This is a genomic window from Cupriavidus sp. FW306-01-F10A (assembly GCF_058782785.1).
On record NZ_JBYSYA010000009.1, the window covers coordinates 111,643 to 127,451 of the forward strand.

Annotated in this window: 11 protein-coding genes; 6 read left to right on the plus strand and 5 right to left on the minus strand. The window is 65.1% G+C overall.

The genetic code is table 11. The annotated features are described in order from the left end of the window. Positions 1-76: 76 nt before the first annotated feature. From AC3WLF_RS15420 to AC3WLF_RS15430, 3 genes are all read left to right on the plus strand, one after another. Entirely contained in the window at positions 77-1,114 is a 1,038-nt protein-coding gene (locus AC3WLF_RS15420; RefSeq protein WP_492321123.1) for a porin, read from the plus strand. Positions 1,115-1,289: 175 nt separating this feature from the next. After that, complete coding sequence (locus AC3WLF_RS15425; RefSeq protein WP_492353075.1) at positions 1,290-1,847, plus strand: VOC family protein; 558 nt, start codon at positions 1,290-1,292, stop codon at positions 1,845-1,847. Positions 1,848-1,862: 15 nt separating this feature from the next. Further along, positions 1,863-2,996, plus strand: coding sequence for an alpha/beta hydrolase family protein (locus tag AC3WLF_RS15430; RefSeq protein ID WP_492321121.1), 1,134 nt, complete (start codon positions 1,863-1,865; stop codon positions 2,994-2,996). A 58-nt stretch (positions 2,997-3,054) separates the two neighbouring features. Here AC3WLF_RS15430 and ilvB read toward each other — a convergent pair whose 3' ends face one another. The 3 genes from ilvB to AC3WLF_RS15445 form a co-directional block, all read right to left on the minus strand. Continuing rightward, on the minus strand, positions 3,055-4,833 hold the full coding sequence (gene ilvB / locus AC3WLF_RS15435) for a biosynthetic-type acetolactate synthase large subunit (protein ID WP_492358460.1): 1,779 nt from the start codon (positions 4,831-4,833) through the stop codon (positions 3,055-3,057). A gap of 1,838 nt (positions 4,834-6,671) precedes the next feature. Beyond that, positions 6,672-7,643, minus strand: coding sequence for a Bug family tripartite tricarboxylate transporter substrate binding protein (locus AC3WLF_RS15440; protein ID WP_492321119.1), 972 nt, complete (start codon positions 7,641-7,643; stop codon positions 6,672-6,674). A gap of 57 nt (positions 7,644-7,700) precedes the next feature. Beyond that, positions 7,701-9,221 (minus strand): class I adenylate-forming enzyme family protein, encoded by a 1,521-nt coding sequence (locus tag AC3WLF_RS15445; RefSeq protein WP_492358461.1) that lies wholly within the window; start codon positions 9,219-9,221, stop codon positions 7,701-7,703. A 344-nt stretch (positions 9,222-9,565) separates the two neighbouring features. Between AC3WLF_RS15445 and AC3WLF_RS15450 the strand changes: the two genes are divergently transcribed. The 3 genes from AC3WLF_RS15450 to AC3WLF_RS15460 all read left to right on the plus strand — a co-directional run bounded on the left by AC3WLF_RS15450 (position 9,566) and on the right by AC3WLF_RS15460 (position 13,581). Next, complete coding sequence (locus tag AC3WLF_RS15450) at positions 9,566-10,759, plus strand: acyl-CoA dehydrogenase family protein (protein WP_492353461.1); 1,194 nt, start codon at positions 9,566-9,568, stop codon at positions 10,757-10,759. A 13-nt stretch (positions 10,760-10,772) separates the two neighbouring features. After that, positions 10,773-11,900 (plus strand): acyl-CoA dehydrogenase family protein, encoded by a 1,128-nt coding sequence (locus tag AC3WLF_RS15455; protein WP_492321116.1) that lies wholly within the window; start codon positions 10,773-10,775, stop codon positions 11,898-11,900. Positions 11,901-12,201: 301 nt separating this feature from the next. Next, positions 12,202-13,581 carry a DUF1329 domain-containing protein gene (locus AC3WLF_RS15460; protein ID WP_492321115.1) on the plus strand — a complete coding sequence of 460 codons (1,380 nt, stop codon included), beginning with the start codon at positions 12,202-12,204 and terminating at the stop codon, positions 13,579-13,581. Between the two features lie 289 nt (positions 13,582-13,870). Here AC3WLF_RS15460 and AC3WLF_RS15465 read toward each other — a convergent pair whose 3' ends face one another. Both AC3WLF_RS15465 and AC3WLF_RS15470 read right to left on the minus strand, forming a co-directional pair. After that, the gene (locus tag AC3WLF_RS15465) at positions 13,871-14,662 is read right to left on the minus strand and encodes an SDR family oxidoreductase (RefSeq protein ID WP_492358462.1); all 792 of its coding nucleotides are present in this window, start codon (positions 14,660-14,662) and stop codon (positions 13,871-13,873) included. A gap of 26 nt (positions 14,663-14,688) precedes the next feature. Further along, positions 14,689-15,789 carry a 3-ketosteroid-9-alpha-monooxygenase, oxygenase component gene (locus AC3WLF_RS15470; protein ID WP_492321113.1) on the minus strand — a complete coding sequence of 367 codons (1,101 nt, stop codon included), beginning with the start codon at positions 15,787-15,789 and terminating at the stop codon, positions 14,689-14,691. Positions 15,790-15,809: the final 20 nt, after the last annotated feature.

A 15,809-nucleotide genomic window follows, 5' to 3' on the forward strand; every position in this document is an offset into this window, starting at 1 on the left:
TGCCCGAAGCGAACTCGGCGCTTCGGGGTCTGTGTGCGCTTCGCATTTATAACAAGAGAGAGAGAGAGAGGAGAAGATGTTGAAAGCAAGTCGTTGCATCAAGAGCCAGTTGACCATTGCATTGCTAGCCTGCCTGGGTGCCTCCGCCACAGCACATGCCAATGGCGGCGTCCGGCTCTACGGACTGATCGATAACTATGTCGGCAGCGTCAAGCCTAGCGGCGCGGCAGCAAGCACATGGCAGCTCGATAACGGCGGCGGGACCACCCCCTTCTGGGGCATGGGCGGAGAAGAGGATCTTGGCGGCGGCCTGAGCACCGTGTTTGCCATTGAGAGCTTCTTCCGCTCCGACACAGGCGAGGCCGGTCGAAACCCGACCGACTCCCTCTTTGCACGCAATGCCTATGTCGGCCTTTCTTCAAACAAGTTCGGTGAACTCAGGCTCGGCAGAAATTCCACGCCCATGCTCTATCTGACGGGGCAATTCAATCCCTTCGCCGGCTCAACGCGCTTCTCACCGCTCAATGTCCAGAACTGGATCCCCTCTTTCGGGCGGCTGATTCATGGAGATACCGGCTGGAGCAACTCGGCGCGCTACATCTCGCCAACCATGGCCGGCTTCAGCGTCCAGGTCATGTACGGGCTGGGCGAGGCGGCCAACAACAATGGCACCAACAATCTGGGCGGATTCATCCGATACCAGCGCGGCGCACTCGATGTGGCCGTTGGCGGCAATCACACCAAAGTGGGACCAGCCATCACGGCGCTCGAACCCAGCCAGAAACTACTGTTCGCCGGAGCTTCCTACGATTTCAAGGTGCTCAAGCTGTTCGGCACCTTCAACATGACCAAGAACGGCCGGTCCGAGCTGCGCACATATACCTATCAGGCCGGGATCTCGGCCCCGCTCGGACCCGGCCAGATCAACGCCAGCTACGTGTGGACGAAGAACGATCGCAGAACCCTGGATGACTTCAACCGTGCCACCGCGGGCATTGGCTATACCTACAACTTCTCCAAGCGCACCGACGTCTATGCCAACTATCTCTACGACAAACTGACTACCGCCGCCACCGGCAACACCTTTGGCGTCGGACTGCGCCACAAGTTCTGACCGCACGGCGGCGCAGCCTGCCGGCCGGGAAGCCTGCCGATCGTCGGCGCGGGCTTCCTGGCACCGGCGAGGTGCCCGCTGTTCTGAGATCAGCCCCCCAACCAACCTATAAGCGCGCGAACGCGCGGCGGGCACCGTCGAGAGGTTCCGAGCGCCGCCATTTTCAGGAGACCCCATGCCTATTCAGCGCTTTTCACACGTGGCCTATCGCTGTGCCGATGCCAGCAAGACGGTCGACTTCTATACGCAACTACTCGGCCTCGACTTCGCCTTCGCCGTTGCGGAAAACTACGTTCCGTCGACCGGCAGGTTCGACCCGCACATACATGTGTTCCTGCGCGTCAGCCCCGGATCCTATCTGGCCTTCTTCGAGCTGTCCGAGGCTGCGGAGATGGGGTTCGATCCGAATACTCCGGACTGGGTCCAGCACATTGCGTTGCAGGTACCCAGCGTCGAAGAAGTCAGCAGCTTCAAGGAAGCGCTGGAGAGCGCAGGCATCGCCGTGATCGGGATTACCGATCACGGTATTTTCAAATCGATCTATTTCCGCGATCCGAGCGGACATCGCGTTGAAATCACCTGCGATTCACTGAGTGAGGAGATGTCCGAGCAACTACGCAGCAGATCGAAGGCGCTGCTTGATGAGTGGAGCCAGACACGCCGCGCGCCCGACATCGGCATCCATCGTTCGGGAGATCTCGCAGTTCCTGACGTGCCCAAGCCAAGCATTTAATCAAGGAAGCAGAGCATGAACGTCCTTTTTGAACACGTCGCGATCGATGTGCGACCTGGAGTCGTGATGGAAAGCCAGTCTGGCCTCCAGAACCTGCGGCCCAGAATCTACGGCGTACTGGGGCGCCCAGCCACCGGAAATCCCAAGACCGCGGCCCTGATCATGCACCCGACGTCCAACTACATGGGGCACTATTTCGTTGGGCCGCTGGCCGCGATGAATGTGCCATGCCTGGCACTCAACTCCCGCTACGCGGGCAACGATGCCCTGTTGCAGATGGAGCGCGTCATCCTTGACCTCGGTGCCGGTATTCGGTATTTGCGCGATCGGGGCTACCAGAAGGTTATCCTGATCGGCAGTTCCGGTGGCGGCGCTCTCGCAGCGTTCTATCAAGCGGAATCGGAAAACCTGACCGTGCATGAGTTCATCGAAGGTGGCCCGACCGGGGTCACCAGGAATGACCTGCCTCCGGCTGACGGCATTGTCCTTAGCGCCGCGCACCCGGGGCGCGCAGAAATTTTCGCCGAATGGGTCGACCCCGCGGTAACGAACGAGAACGACCTGTTTGCAACCAACCTGGAACTGGACATCTACGACGGTCCGATCCAGCCGCCCTTTACACCGCAGTTCATCGCCACGTTCCGCGCAGCACAGCTTGCGCGCCGCGCGCGGATCGAAAGCTGGGTAGAGGACGAGATCGCGGCACTCACGAGGCGACCGAACGGGCCGGCAGATCGCATCTTCGTCATTCACCGAACCCATTCCGATCCGCGCATGATCGACCTGGGCCTGGATAGCAACGATCGCAAATGGGGCAGCGTGTGGGGCGATCCACGCACCGTGAACTTTGCTGCCAACGCATTCGGCAGGGTGACGAGTCTGCGGGCGTTCATGTCACAGTTCTCATCGAAATCCCGTGCCCTGGGCCCGGCCAACCTCAAGCAGACCAGCGTGCCGGTGCTGCTGCTCGTGCACACCGCCGATGCCTCCACTTTCCCGAGCACGCGAGATGCATGGCAGGCTTCAGCCGAGGGACGTATCTCGACGGTGAACCTGGCGCGTGGCAACCATTATCTGGTCGGGCAGACTGAACTGGTCGAATACGGTGCAAATTCGATTGTCGACTGGATCGGCAGGAACGTTCACTGAGTCCCCGCCTGCGCGGGGAAGAGGTCGGCTCTGGGCTGTGCCCGAGCCGCCTCCCCTCTCAACGCGAGGCTTCGGCCAATGCGCTTTCGCCCAGCAGCATCTCACCAATGCCGCGCCCGCCGGGGATCATCGGCCAGACGTTCTCGCTGCCGTCGACGTGGATGTCGACGAAGACGGTGCGCGTCTTCCGCGCCAACGCCTCGCGCAGGGCCGGCTCCACCTCGGCCTCGGTCGTCACTGACAGGCCGACGTGGCCATAAGCCCGTGCCAGCGCCGGGAAGTCGGGCAGCGCTTCCATGTATGACTGCGAGTAGCGCCGCTCATATTCGACGTGCTGCAGCTGTCGCACCATGCCCAGGTAGCCATTGTTCAGCGAGACGATCTTGACCGGCAGATCGTACTGTTTGCACGTAGACAACTCCTGGATGCACATCTGGATCGAGCCGTCACCGGTGATGGTGATGACGTCGCGCTCAGGGAAAGCGTGCTTGACACCCATCGCATAGGGCAGGCCCACGCCCATCGTGCCCAGCCCGCCCGAATTGATCCAGCGGCGCGGCTGCGTGAAGCGGTAGTGCTGGGCGGCCCACATCTGATGCTGGCCGACGTCGGAGCAGATGATGGCGTCGGCGCCCGCCAGCCGGCTCAGGGTCTCGATCACGTACTGCGGCTTGATGCGCAGGCCGTCGCGCGCATAGGCCAGGCACTGGCGTGCCCGCCAGCCGTCGATGCGCTGCCACCAGTCGGCACGGTCGGCCAGCGGCGTTCGCGCTTCGCGCAGCATGGCGACCAGCTTGTCCAGCACCCGGCGCGCATCGCCGACGATCGGCACGGTCGGGCGCACGCGCTTGCCGATGCTCGCGGGGTCGATGTCGATATGAATGATCTGCCGCGGCGTCGCGCAGAAGTCGGCGACATCACCGATCACCCGGTCGTCGAAGCGCGCGCCGACGGCGAGCAGCACGTCGCATTCCTGCATGGCCCGGTTGGCCTCATAGGTGCCGTGCATGCCCGGCATGCCGAGGTAGCGCGGATCGGCGGCGGGGAAAGCGCCGAGTGCCATGAGCGTGGTGGTGACAGGCACATCGGCGAGCGCTGCCAGTTCCCGCAGCGCCGCGGTGGCGCCTGCCGTCACCGCCCCGCCGCCCACGTACAGGTAGGGCCGCCGTGCTTCGCGCAGCAACTGGGCAGCATGCCGGATCTGGCCATCATGGCCTTCCACCGCTGGCCGGTAGGAGCGGATTTCGACCTTGTCCGGGTAGTGGAATGGCGCGCTGGCGAGCGCGACGTCCTTCGGGATATCGACCAGCACCGGCCCCGGACGCCCCGTGCGGGCGAGATGGAAGGCCTTCTTCAAGGTGACTGCCAGGCTGCCGACATCGGCCACGAGGAAGTTGTGCTTGACGATGGGCCGGGTGATGCCGACCGCGTCACATTCCTGGAAGGCGTCTTCGCCGATCATTGACGTCGGCACGTTCCCCGACAGCACCACCAATGGGATCGAATCGAAATACGCGGTGGCGATGCCAGTGACCGCGTTGGTCACACCCGGGCCGGACGTTACCAGTGCCACGCCCACCTCACCGGTGGCGCGGGCATAGCCGTCGGCGGCGTGCACGGCTGCCTGCTCGTGGCGCACCAGCAGGTGCTGCAGTGCGGACTGGCCGGCGATGGCGTCGTAGATCGGCAGCACTGCCCCACCCGGATAGCCCCATACTGTACGCACGCCCTCCGCGAGCAGTGCTTCGACGATCATCTCTGCGCCTCGCAGGACTCGCGGGGCGTTTGCATTGGGCGTGGCGGGGGTATGGCGGAACTCCGGGACCGGCATGTTCATGGTTTGACTCTCTTCTCGATACTGTCTGCCGATGGTGCAGACGTGAAGAAGAATTCTAGGAACAGACCGGCCGCATGGGCTGCCGAACTTGGCCTCCGGCACTGGCGCCCGCAGTGGATCGTGCCGCAGCTGGTGTCGGCACTGCGCGAATCTTCCGCCGACAGGGCAAATGCAACAAACTACTTGTCGTCTACCGCGCCATGCCCGAACCGTCCAGGCCGCAACCGCCGTGCCCGGAGCATTCTAGTCAGCTGATTCCCTGAGCATGGCCGGCGCCTGCCATCTCAGTGAATCAGCGACCGACTGCGATTGGCTACCCGACCATCGCTTCCTCAATTCCCTCCGCGACTGCTTCTACCCTGTCAGCCAGCAATCCAAGGGAGGCCCGGCAGAGCCCTCGCAAGGCATCCAACGTAGCCGGCTGCAGGGCTACGCTCCCCTCTTCCTGTGCGTCGCATTCGCTGTGCGTAACCAACGTCAGTACACAGGCCGTGCCTCGCGCAACCGCATCGGCTTGATCCAACAGATTCAATAGCAAGAGTTGCCGAGGAACAGGTAGCGCGTCCTCACGCGCTGCACGGCGGGTTTCGGGGCTGAACCGCGAAAGGGAATCATCGAGTCGGGGTGGGGTGAAGGTGTCGGGTTCGATGTTGGACTGGTACATTGCTGACCTCTGTAACGTAGAAGTGGAGGCCCGCCGCTCATTCTCACTTGAGGTGGCGGGCCCGACGACGGGGGTGAGAAAACCGGACGTTACCCGGCCCAGCCGAAGCTGGCCCCGCCCGGCCCGCCGTAAAGTGAAGGCACACACAAGCGCAACGGACTCGAAAATTGCCGCTTACGCGAGCGTCCGCTGTAACGTGAACCGGGTTCTCACACCCGACTCCTGTTGATCAGGAGTCCAGCCAGTCTAGAGAACCCTGCCGTTCACAATCAAGGAGCAGATTGTGAAGGATCGATACGCTAAGTCAAGCGTAACAGTTGACTCCACAGAGCGGTGAGCTCCACGCCTTGGCGAAGGCACGCATCACGGTTTACAGGCAATGCCTTGATGGCATTCAACAAGGTACTTCGGCGGATTTGTGGTGCTGGTGAGATGTTGTCTCAGTTTGAACCGCCTGGTTCCGCCCTCCTGGGCGGGTCACTTTTTGTCCGAGCGACAAAAAGTAACCAAAAACCGCGTCGCCTGTGCGGCTGGCAATAAATTCCGCGGCGTTGGTCATATGGGCGGCGGTGGTTGCCGTTTTGCGTGGTTGCCCGTTCGACCCAGCTACGCTCCCTGTCTGGTGCCTACGTCGACGGACTATTGGACGAACCCGACTTTAGGCTATTGGCAGCCTGCTAATCAGGTCATCGGTAGGACGCCTTCGGCTGCGCTGCGCGCACTCAGTATCGTAGATCGGGTGCTCTGGCACGGAGTGCGTCGCTGCGCTCGCACGGCGCTGTCGTGATGCTGGGCCCAAGGCGCAAATCAGGAGGTGGCCGTCCCTCTGCCACCGTCAGCGCATTTTGAGCCGGCGTAGCAGCCGTAGGCGTCCCCGCGATATGGTCGGCAGCAGGCGGCCTACGCCCTGCATGGGGATCGTTCAATAGTGGGTTAACGCAGACGCTGTCACTAACTCACATGGCGTTAGCAGGGTCGAACGGGCAACCACGCCCAAACGGAAAGCACCACCGCTCGAACTACCAACGCCGTGAAATTGGTTGCCAGCCGCATAGGCGACGCGTTTTTTGGTTACTTTTTGTCGCTCGGACAAAAAGTGACCCGCCCAGGAGGTCGGAACCAGGCGGTTCAAACTGAGACAACATCTCACCAGCCCCCCAAGCCCCTCCCCCCCTCAATCCGCCTGAATCTTCGCCGCCTTCACCACCCCACCCCACAACGCCAGCTCCCGCTGAATCCGATCCCCCAGCGCCTTCGGCGTGCTGATATTGACGTCATACCCCCCAGCCGTCATCCGTTGCCGGAAAGCAGCATCCTCCCCAACCGCCTTCTGCGCCTTGACCAGCTTGTCCACCACATCGGCCGGCAGCTTCTGCGGCCCCACCAGCGCATACCAGCCAGTCAGGTCATAGTCTTTCTGGCCAGACTCGATCATGGTCGGCACGTTCGGCAGCGCCGGGTTGCGCGCCTTCGACGTGACCGCCAGCGCGCGCACCTTGCCGCCATTGATATGCCCGATGGCCGTACCGGTAATGTCGAACATGAACGTCACCTTGCCGCTCATCACGTCAGCCATGGCCGGCGCATTGCCCTTGTACGGCACATGCAGCATCTTCACGCTGTTCATCTGCGCCAGCAGTTCCGCGGACAGATGGTTCGACGCCCCAATGCCGGCCGAGCCGAACGAGACCCCCTCAGGATGCTTGCGCGCGTAGTCGACCAGCTCGCCCACGTTCTTCGCCGGGAAGTCCTTGTTCACCAGCAGCACGTTGGTGTAATCGGTGATCAGGCCGATATAGGTAAAGTCCTTGACCGGATTGAAATTGACCGAGTGCTGGATCAGCGGCGTCATGGTCATGGTCGGGCTGGCGACGAAATACAGCGTGTAGCCGTCCGGCGCCGCCTTGGCGGTCATGTCCGCGGCAATCGCGCCGCTGGCGCCCGCGCGGTTGTCCACCACCACCGGCTGCTTGAGCACGCGCCCGAGCTGCTCGGCATAGATGCGCGCGGCGGTGTCGACCGGGCCGCCCGGCGCGTAGCCCACCAGCAGCTTGACCGGCCGCGACGGGTAGGCGTCGGCGGCCCATGCCGCGCCCTGCAGCAGCAGCGTGGCGGTCAGGGCTGCCAGTGTCGTCCATGTCTTCATTATTGTCTCCTCCAGGTATGGCTGATATTGCCCGGGGCCGGCGGGCCCGGCGGGCGCTTAATCGAGCATGGCGCGCAGCGGCTGCTTGAGCAGCTTGCCGCTCGCCGTGGTCGGAATCACGTCGACGGTGCGGACCTCGGCCGGGCGCTTGTACGGGGCCAGGCTCTCGCGCAGGTAGGTGTCCAGCGCCTTGCGGTCAAGCTCGGCGCCGTCCTGCATTTCAATGAAGGCCACCACTTCCTCGTTGCCGTCGCCGGTGGTGCGTCCGACCACGGCCGACTGGCGCACGCCGGGGAAGGCATTGATCACCGACTCGACCTCGATCGGGTAGACGTTGAAGCCGGAGCGGATGATCAGGTCCTTGGAGCGGCCGGAGATAAACAGCGCGCCGTCGGCATCCAGGTAGCCCAGGTCGCCGGTATTGAGCCAGCCGCCGGGCAGCAGCGCCTCGGCGGTCTGCTCGGGGTTGCGGTAGTAGCCCAGCATCACGCCCGGGCCGCGCACGCGGATCTGGCCGCGCTCGCCGGCGGGAAGCCGCTTGCCTTCGGCATCGGTGATCTCGATCTCAACGCCTTCGACGATATAGCCGGCCGAGCAGTCGGCGCGCGGGGCTTCCATGTGCGTGATGAAGAGCGAGCCGGCGTATTCGGTGATGCCGTAGCCATGGTGCAGCGCCTGGCCGAACAGGGTTTCGACCTCGCGCTTGAGCGTGGGGTCCAGCGGCGCGCCGCCGGTATAGAGGTAGCGCAGGCGCGGATAGGCGCCGGGCTTCGCGCCGACGGTGGGCGCCACCGCCATGATGCGCGTGAACATGGTCGGCACGCCCTGCAGGATGGTGACGCCGGGCGATGCCAGCGACTCGAACACTTCACTGGCGTCGAAGCGCGGGCGCAGGAACAGGCTGGCGCCGGCATACAGCGTGGCCATCAGCACCGTGGCAATGCCGAAGATATGCGACATCGGCAACGCGCCATAGGCCACGTCGGCCGGGCCCATGTCGCGCGAGGTGGCGGAGATGCGCGCAAACTGCGTCAGGCCCTGATGCGGCACCATCACGCCCTTGGGCGCGCCGGTGGTGCCTGAGGTATAGATCAGCGTGGCGACGCTGCGGGCCAGCCCGGCCGGCTCGCGCTGCGGCGGGGTGGCCGCGCGCACCACCCGCATGCCGGCGTCGAACACCGGGCAGCCGGTGGCCTGTGCGCCCAGCCGCTCGCCGTGCACCGCGGCCACGTCAGAGACATGGCCGGTGAACAGCACCAGCGCCGGCTGCGCATGATCGCGGATATTGTCGATCTCGCGCGCGGACAGGCGCGCATTGACCTGGATCGGCCAGGCATGCAGCAGGCTGCTGGCGAACAGCGTGACCACCATCTCGTTGCAGTTCTCGCCGACCACCATCACGCGGTCGCCCTCGCCCACGCCCTGCGCCGCCAGCCAGTCGCGGGCGGTCTCGATGCGCCGCCACAGCTCGCCGTAGCTGATGACGGCGCCGTTCTCGTGCAGGCACGGCGCGTCAGGCGTCTGCGCGGCCCAGTAGCGGGGGATGTCGTGGATATATTCGGGGCGGAAGGAAGACATGGTGCTGGTGGGTCTCTCGATGCAGGCTGACTTGGATATGCGGCGGAATGCACCCGGCCACATGAAACTGGCTGCATCAGTTTGCGGCAAGCCCCGTGCCGGAGCCATTTGGAATTCACTAAGGCCGTGTTCGTCAACGCCACTGGCCAGCCGCCGTTCGCCCCGCCACCACCCGGCGCAGGTGGTTCCGCCTCCGCGAAGGACGGCTTTATGATTGATGAAGCAAAGAATCGCGCCCGGCCCCTACAATCGGCCGGCACAGTGAGGGCCGCCGCTTTGACGCACTGCACAACCAGGCTGGGCAAGAAGCGCCGCGCGGCCCGCGTACCACAGGGGACATTCAGATGGATTTGCGTTTCACCGCCGAGGAACAGGCCTTCCGCGAGGAGGTCCGTGCATTCGCGCAGGCCAGCCTGCCGGAAGACATCCGCAACAAGGTTCTCAACCACCAGCGCGTGGAAAAGGACGACTACATCCGCTGGCACCGCATCCTGCAGGCCCGCGGCTGGGGTGCGCCGACCTGGCCCAAGCAATGGGGCGGCACCGGCTGGACCGCGCTGCAGCGCCTGATCTTCGAGATCGAGACCTTCCGCGCCGGCGCGCCGCGCCTGCTGCCGTTCGGCCTGACCATGATCGGTCCGGTGCTGATGAAGTACGCCAGCCCCGAGATGCAGCAGCGCTTCCTGCCGCGCATCCCCAATATCGACGACTTCTGGTGCCAGGGCTACTCCGAGCCGGGCTCGGGTTCCGACCTGGCCTCGCTGAAGACGCGCGCGGTGCGCAAGGGCGACAAATACATCGTCAACGGCCAGAAGACCTGGACCACCATGGCCCACTTCGCCGACTGGATCTTCTGCCTGGTGCGCACCGACCCCGAGGCCAAGGCCCAGGAAGGCATCTCGATGCTGCTGATCGACATGAAGTCGCCCGGCGTGACGGTGCGTCCGATCAAGACGCTCGACGGCGGCCACGACGTCAACGAGACCTGGTTCGAAGACGTGGAAGTGCCGGTCGGGAACCTGGTCGGCGAAGAGAACCGCGCCTGGACCTATGCCAAGTACCTGCTCGGCCATGAACGCACCGGCATTGCCGGCATCGGCCACTGCCACCGCGAGCTGCGCCTGCTCAAGCACTACGCCAGCCAGGCCACCGACGGCGCCGGCCGCCCGCTGATCGAAGACGTGCGCATGCGCGACAAGATCGCCCGCGTCGAGATGGACATCATGGCGCTGGAAATGCTGCTGCTGCGCGTCGCCACGCAGGCCGCCGGCACCCCCGGGCCCGAGGCCTCGATCGTCAAGATCCGCGGCTCCGAGGTGCAGCAGGACCTGGGCATGCTGATGATGGAAGTGGCCGGCCCCAACGCCTGGCCGTATTCGCCGGACTGGCTTGAACCGGGCGCGGCGCAGCCGGTGGCGGGCCCTGACTGGGCCGCCCCTGCCGCCTCCACCTACTACGACATGCGCAAGACCTCGATCTACGGCGGCGCGACCGAAGTGCAGAAGAACATCATCTCCAAGATGATCCTGGGTTTCTGAAGGGATAGCTGACATGGACTTCACCTACAGCGAAGAGCAACAGATGCTGGCGGACAGCCTGCGTCGCTTCATCGATACCGAATACACCTTCGAGGCCCGCCGCAAGAGCGCGCGCGCAGGCGAGAGCCTGGATCGCGGCGTGTGGAACAAGCTGGCTGAAATGGGCGTGCTGGGCCTGACCGTGCCGGCCGACTTCGGCGGCTTCGGCGAAGGCCCCGCCAGCCAGCTGGTGGTGCAGCGCGAACTGGGCCGCGGCCTGGTGCTGGAGCCGGTCACGCCCAGCGGCGTGATGGCCGCGGCCATCCTGGCCGCCCACGGCAGCGCCGCGCAGAAGCAAGAATGGCTGCCCGCGATCGCCTCGGGCGAGCGCATCGTGACGCTGGCCTACCTGGAGCCGACCACCCGCTACCGCCCGGAATCGGCGCGCGCCAGCGCCGAGCGCAGCGGCGACGGCTACGTGCTCAACGGCATCAAGAGCGTGGTCTGGCACGGCGCCGCCGCCGACGCCTACCTGCTGACCGCGCGCGTGGCCGGCAGCAATGAGATTGCGTTGTTCCTGGTGCCGCGCGACAGCAAGGGCCTGGGCGTCACCGCCTACCCGACCATCGACGGCCTGCGCGCCGCCGACCTGTCGCTGCAGAACGTCACCGTGCCGGCCAGCGCGCTGGTGGGCCAGCCCGCCGACGGCCTGGCCGCGCTGGGCGTGGGCCTTGAGCACGGCGTTGCCGCGCTGTGCGCCGAGGGCGCCGGCGCCATGGAAAAGCTGATCGAGATCACCGCCGAGTACCTGGGCACGCGCCAGCAGTTCGGCAAGCCGCTGGCCAGCTTCCAGGCACTGCAGCACCGCATGGCCGACATGCTGGTGCAGAAGGAGCTGGCACTGTCGATGGCCTACGTCGCAGTCCAGGCACTGGACGAGGCCGATCCCGCCGCGCGCCGCCGCATGCTGTCCGCGGCCAAGGTGACGCTGGCCCGCGCCGGGCGCTTCGTCGGCCAGCAGGCCGTGCAGCTGCATGGCGGCATGGGCATGACCGATGAGCTGTCCGTGGGCGACTACTTCAAGCGCCTGACCATGCTGGACCAGTTGCTGGGCGACAGCGACTACCACCTGCAGCGCTTCGGCGAAGTGATGGAAGCCTGACCCTGGCTGCGGCCGCTGGCCGCACGCTGGCGCGAGGCCGGGCACTTGCCCGGCCTCGCGCCGTTTAAGTCCCCTACCCCCGCCTCCCCCCTTCCCGTACCGCCCCGGTACGCTCCCGCACTCCTCGCGGGATGCTGGCACGCCACCCGGATTGTCCCCGCCCCCTCCGCCACGCCGGACGCTAGGGAAATCCACTAGTCCGTTCCAACGATTCCCCGCCGCCGCGCCATCACTACGCTGTCACCACAGGCACAGGCACAGCCGGCGCCGGCAATTCCTCTTTACAAGGAGCAAGACTTCAATGAAATCCAGCACAAGACAACTGATACGCGGTGGCCTGCTGCTCACCAGCATGGCCCTGGCGGCGGCATCGTGGGCGAAGGCCACCCCGGAGGAACTCAAGCAACTGGATGGCCCCCTCACGCCGATGGGCGCCGAGCGTGCCGCCAGCAAGGACGGCGAGGTCCCGGCATGGTCCGGCAAGTGGCTGGGCACGCCGGCGCATGTCAAATACCAGCGCGGCGAACGCTACCCGGACCCGTATGCCGATGAGAAGCCGCTGTTCGTCATCACCGCGCAGAACATGGCGCAGTATGCCGAGCGGCTCAGCGACGGGCAGAAGGCGCTGTTCAAGAAGTATCCCGATACCTTCAAGATGCCGGTGTACCCAAGCCATCGCGATTTCCGCTACGAGGACGCGGTCTACAAGGACATCCGCACCTACGCCACCACCGTCAGCATGACGAGTGATGCCAACGGCCTGAAGGAAGCGGGTCCGCAGGTTCCCTACCCGATTCCGAAAACCGCGATGGAGCTGTTGTGGAACCAGCGTTTCTCGTCGGCCATCGGCACCGAGAAGGCTCAGTTCGACCAGGCCGTGGTGTATCCGAACGGCTCGATCGCGTGGGGGCGCGTCTCGTACAGCATCCTGTCGCCGCGCAACAATGGCAAGTTTGACCCGCGCAGCGCCCTCAACGAGCGCTCCTTCTTCCGCACCTCCACGGATCTGCCGTTGCGCGACCGCGGCCAGGTGATCGTGGGCTATGCGGTCTGGGACCAGGAGGGTTCTGACTCCAACCGCACGTGGATCTACAACCCGGGCACGCGGCGGGTGCGCCAGGCGCCGGAATTCGGCTTTGACCAGCCCCAGGGCCCCGGCGGCTTCCGCACCGTGGACGACGACCGGCTCTTCAACGGCTCGGGCGAGCGCTACAACTGGAAGATCGTCGGCAAGAAGGAGATCTTCGTCCCGTACCACAACTACAAGCTGCTGAGCACTTCCGTCAAGTACAAGGAACTGCTCACGAATGGCCATGCCAATCCGGACGTGATGCGCTATGAACCGCATCGGGTGTGGGTACTGGAAGCAACGCTCAAGTCCGGCTTCCGGCACCAGTATGCGAAGCGCGTGCTGTATCTCGACGAAGACAGCTGGCTGGCCCTGGCGGCCGACAACTACGATGGCCGCGGCCAGTTGTGGCGCACCAATCTCCAGGCCTCGGTATACGCCTATGATGCGCGCCGCTACTATCCGACCACGGTGTTCTACCATGACCTGATTTCGGGTGCCTACATGGCCGACCGCCTGACCAACGAAGGCCCGATGGCAACGCTGAACAACAGCCCGGAATTCAACGAGGTGTTCTTCTCACCGGACGCCGCGCGCGGGTCGGGTACCTGATCCCATCGTGATACCCGGCCGGGCGCAGCCTTTGGCGCCCGGCCGGGCTCCCCCTCCCCGCCCTGAACTGCCCCCCAGAAGTTGGAGACAACTTTTGGGGGTTTTTACATGGAAAAACCCGGCCCCCGGGCTGCGCCGGTTGCTTCTACCTCGAAAAGGAAACCCTGTATCCCGGCGAACGCGAGCGCCGGATGCAGGACGATGTCGTGGTCGCGTAGGTCCGGAACGCCATCGAATAAAAATGGGGCATCCGCCGCGGCTCGCGGCGGATGCCCCATTGGCCAGGAGATCAGAAGTTCAGCGGCCGCTGCGCTGCATCCAGCCCACCGTCGATGAACACCACATTGCCGTGCATGTAGGCCGCCTGCGGCCCGCACAGGAAGGCGATCAGCGCGGCCACTTCCTCAGGCTGCGCGCGCCTCCCCAACGGCGGCAGGAAATCGCGGATGGCATCGCCATAGCGCGGATCCTTCAGCCCGGCCTGCAGCAGCGGCGTTTCCACCGCGCCCGGCGCGACCACGTTGAGGCGCACGCCGGCCTGGCCCCACGCGGCGGCGCGTTGCCGCGCGGCCGCCGCCACCGCATGCTTGGAACTGGCATAAACAATATAGCCAGCCTGGTCCCGGGTGCCTTCCGCCGCCGCGGCGGCTGCCACTATCGCGCGCACGCCGGGCTCGTCGCCGGCAAGGTAGGCATCACGCAGCGGGCTGCCCTCCCAGGACTGGAGCGTGGCCGAACTGGACGACACCACCACGGCGCACGGATCCGAGCCCTGGCGCAGCGCCTCGAACAGGCCATCCAGCAGCGCCACCACGCCGAAGTGGTTGACCGATGCCACCAGCGTGGCGGGTTCGACATGCGGGCCCAGGCCGGCGCAGCAGACCAGCTGGTCGATGCGGCCGCCCGACCGCGACAGTACGGCGTCGATCGCGGCAGCGCGGCCCTGCTGGCTGGACAGGTCGGCAACGATGTCGGCATCGCGCAGGTCGATGCCGATGACCCGGCAGCCGTCGGCGAGCATGCGCTGGCGCACGGCCGCACCCATGCCGGACGCGGCTCCGGTAATGACGACGGTTTTCATGGTGCGAGGTTCCGTGGAGGTTGCCATCAGGCCTCGAACACATGCCGCAGCGCCGGCGGCTCGATATTGCCCGGGTTCAGCTCGAAGATGCGCCGTGCCACGCTGGACGGCCGCACCTGCTCCACGTCGGTGTAGAACTGCTGGTACCAGTCACGCATCTGGTAGATGGGCCCGTCGCCTTCGCACAGTAGCGGGTTGTCGATGCGGATCTTGCTGTCCCAGATCGCCACGTCCTCGTAGAAGGCCTGTTTGGCCTGCTCCACATAGGCTTGCGCCATGGCACGGTTCTGCTCCTCGGACAGCCCCGGGATCTTCTTCACCAGCACGCCGTAGCGCAGCGCGAAGCTGTTGAGGTCGATCGGCACATGGCAGTTGAGCAGGATCGAGTGGATCTGCTGGTCGCCCATCTGTCCGATCATCTCGGTGATGTGGTACGCGGGCCCGAAGTACGTGGACAGCGCCGTCAGCTGTGCATCGCCCGAGAGCCGGGCACTGCGCCCGATCATCAGCTGCGTGGCCTTGTGGTCTTCGAACAGGTTGGCAAAGTAGTCCACCGGCGCGCCATGGACCGTGCCGAAATGCGCCATGTCGGAGATGTTGTCGACCAGCTCGCGGCAGTTGGTCTGGATCACCATCTCGTCGATGGCCCAGTCCGACCACTCCGGCGAGAAGCAGGCCTCGATGCGCGGAATCGCCACCTCGGGGGGTGCCGGGCGGCCTTCGGGATCGTGCCAGATGAAGAGCAAGCGGTTCTGCTCGCAGGTCTCCCAGGCGCCGACACGGGCCTTGGGCGGCACCCGCTTGCAGTAGGGAATGGACTTGCAGCCACCGTCGCCGCCCCACTGCCAGCCGTGGAACGGGCAGACCAGGTTGTCGCCCTGCACGGTGCCGGTGCTCAGGTCTGCGCCCATGTGCGGACAGTAGCCGTCAATCACGCGAATCGCGCCGGTCGAGTCGGCAAACGCGGCCAGGCGCCGGCCGAAGATATTCAGCGTGTGCGGCACGCCGTCGCGGTAGCCATCGGCAGGGCCGAGGCAATGCCAGCCGCGCGCGTAGCGGGCCTCGAGCGGGCGTGATTCGATCTTGTAGCCGGCCTTGTAGCCAGTCTGGTTGCCGTCAGCGGTCATGGCGTCTGTCTCCTTGAATT

Coding starts and splice junctions, on each gene's coding strand:
- AC3WLF_RS15445 (WP_492358461.1), bottom strand. CDS start 9,221: ATGTCTTCCTTCCGCCCCGAATATATCCACGACATCCCCCGCTACTGG.
- AC3WLF_RS15465 (WP_492358462.1), bottom strand. CDS start 14,662: ATGAAAACCGTCGTCATTACCGGAGCCGCGTCCGGCATGGGTGCGGCC.
- AC3WLF_RS15455 (WP_492321116.1), top strand. CDS start 10,773: ATGGACTTCACCTACAGCGAAGAGCAACAGATGCTGGCGGACAGCCTG.
- AC3WLF_RS15440 (WP_492321119.1), bottom strand. CDS start 7,643: ATGAAGACATGGACGACACTGGCAGCCCTGACCGCCACGCTGCTGCTG.
- AC3WLF_RS15425 (WP_492353075.1), top strand. CDS start 1,290: ATGCCTATTCAGCGCTTTTCACACGTGGCCTATCGCTGTGCCGATGCC.
- AC3WLF_RS15450 (WP_492353461.1), top strand. CDS start 9,566: ATGGATTTGCGTTTCACCGCCGAGGAACAGGCCTTCCGCGAGGAGGTC.
- AC3WLF_RS15430 (WP_492321121.1), top strand. CDS start 1,863: ATGAACGTCCTTTTTGAACACGTCGCGATCGATGTGCGACCTGGAGTC.
- ilvB (WP_492358460.1), bottom strand. CDS start 4,833: ATGAACATGCCGGTCCCGGAGTTCCGCCATACCCCCGCCACGCCCAAT.
- AC3WLF_RS15470 (WP_492321113.1), bottom strand. CDS start 15,789: ATGACCGCTGACGGCAACCAGACTGGCTACAAGGCCGGCTACAAGATC.
- AC3WLF_RS15420 (WP_492321123.1), top strand. CDS start 77: ATGTTGAAAGCAAGTCGTTGCATCAAGAGCCAGTTGACCATTGCATTG.
- AC3WLF_RS15460 (WP_492321115.1), top strand. CDS start 12,202: ATGAAATCCAGCACAAGACAACTGATACGCGGTGGCCTGCTGCTCACC.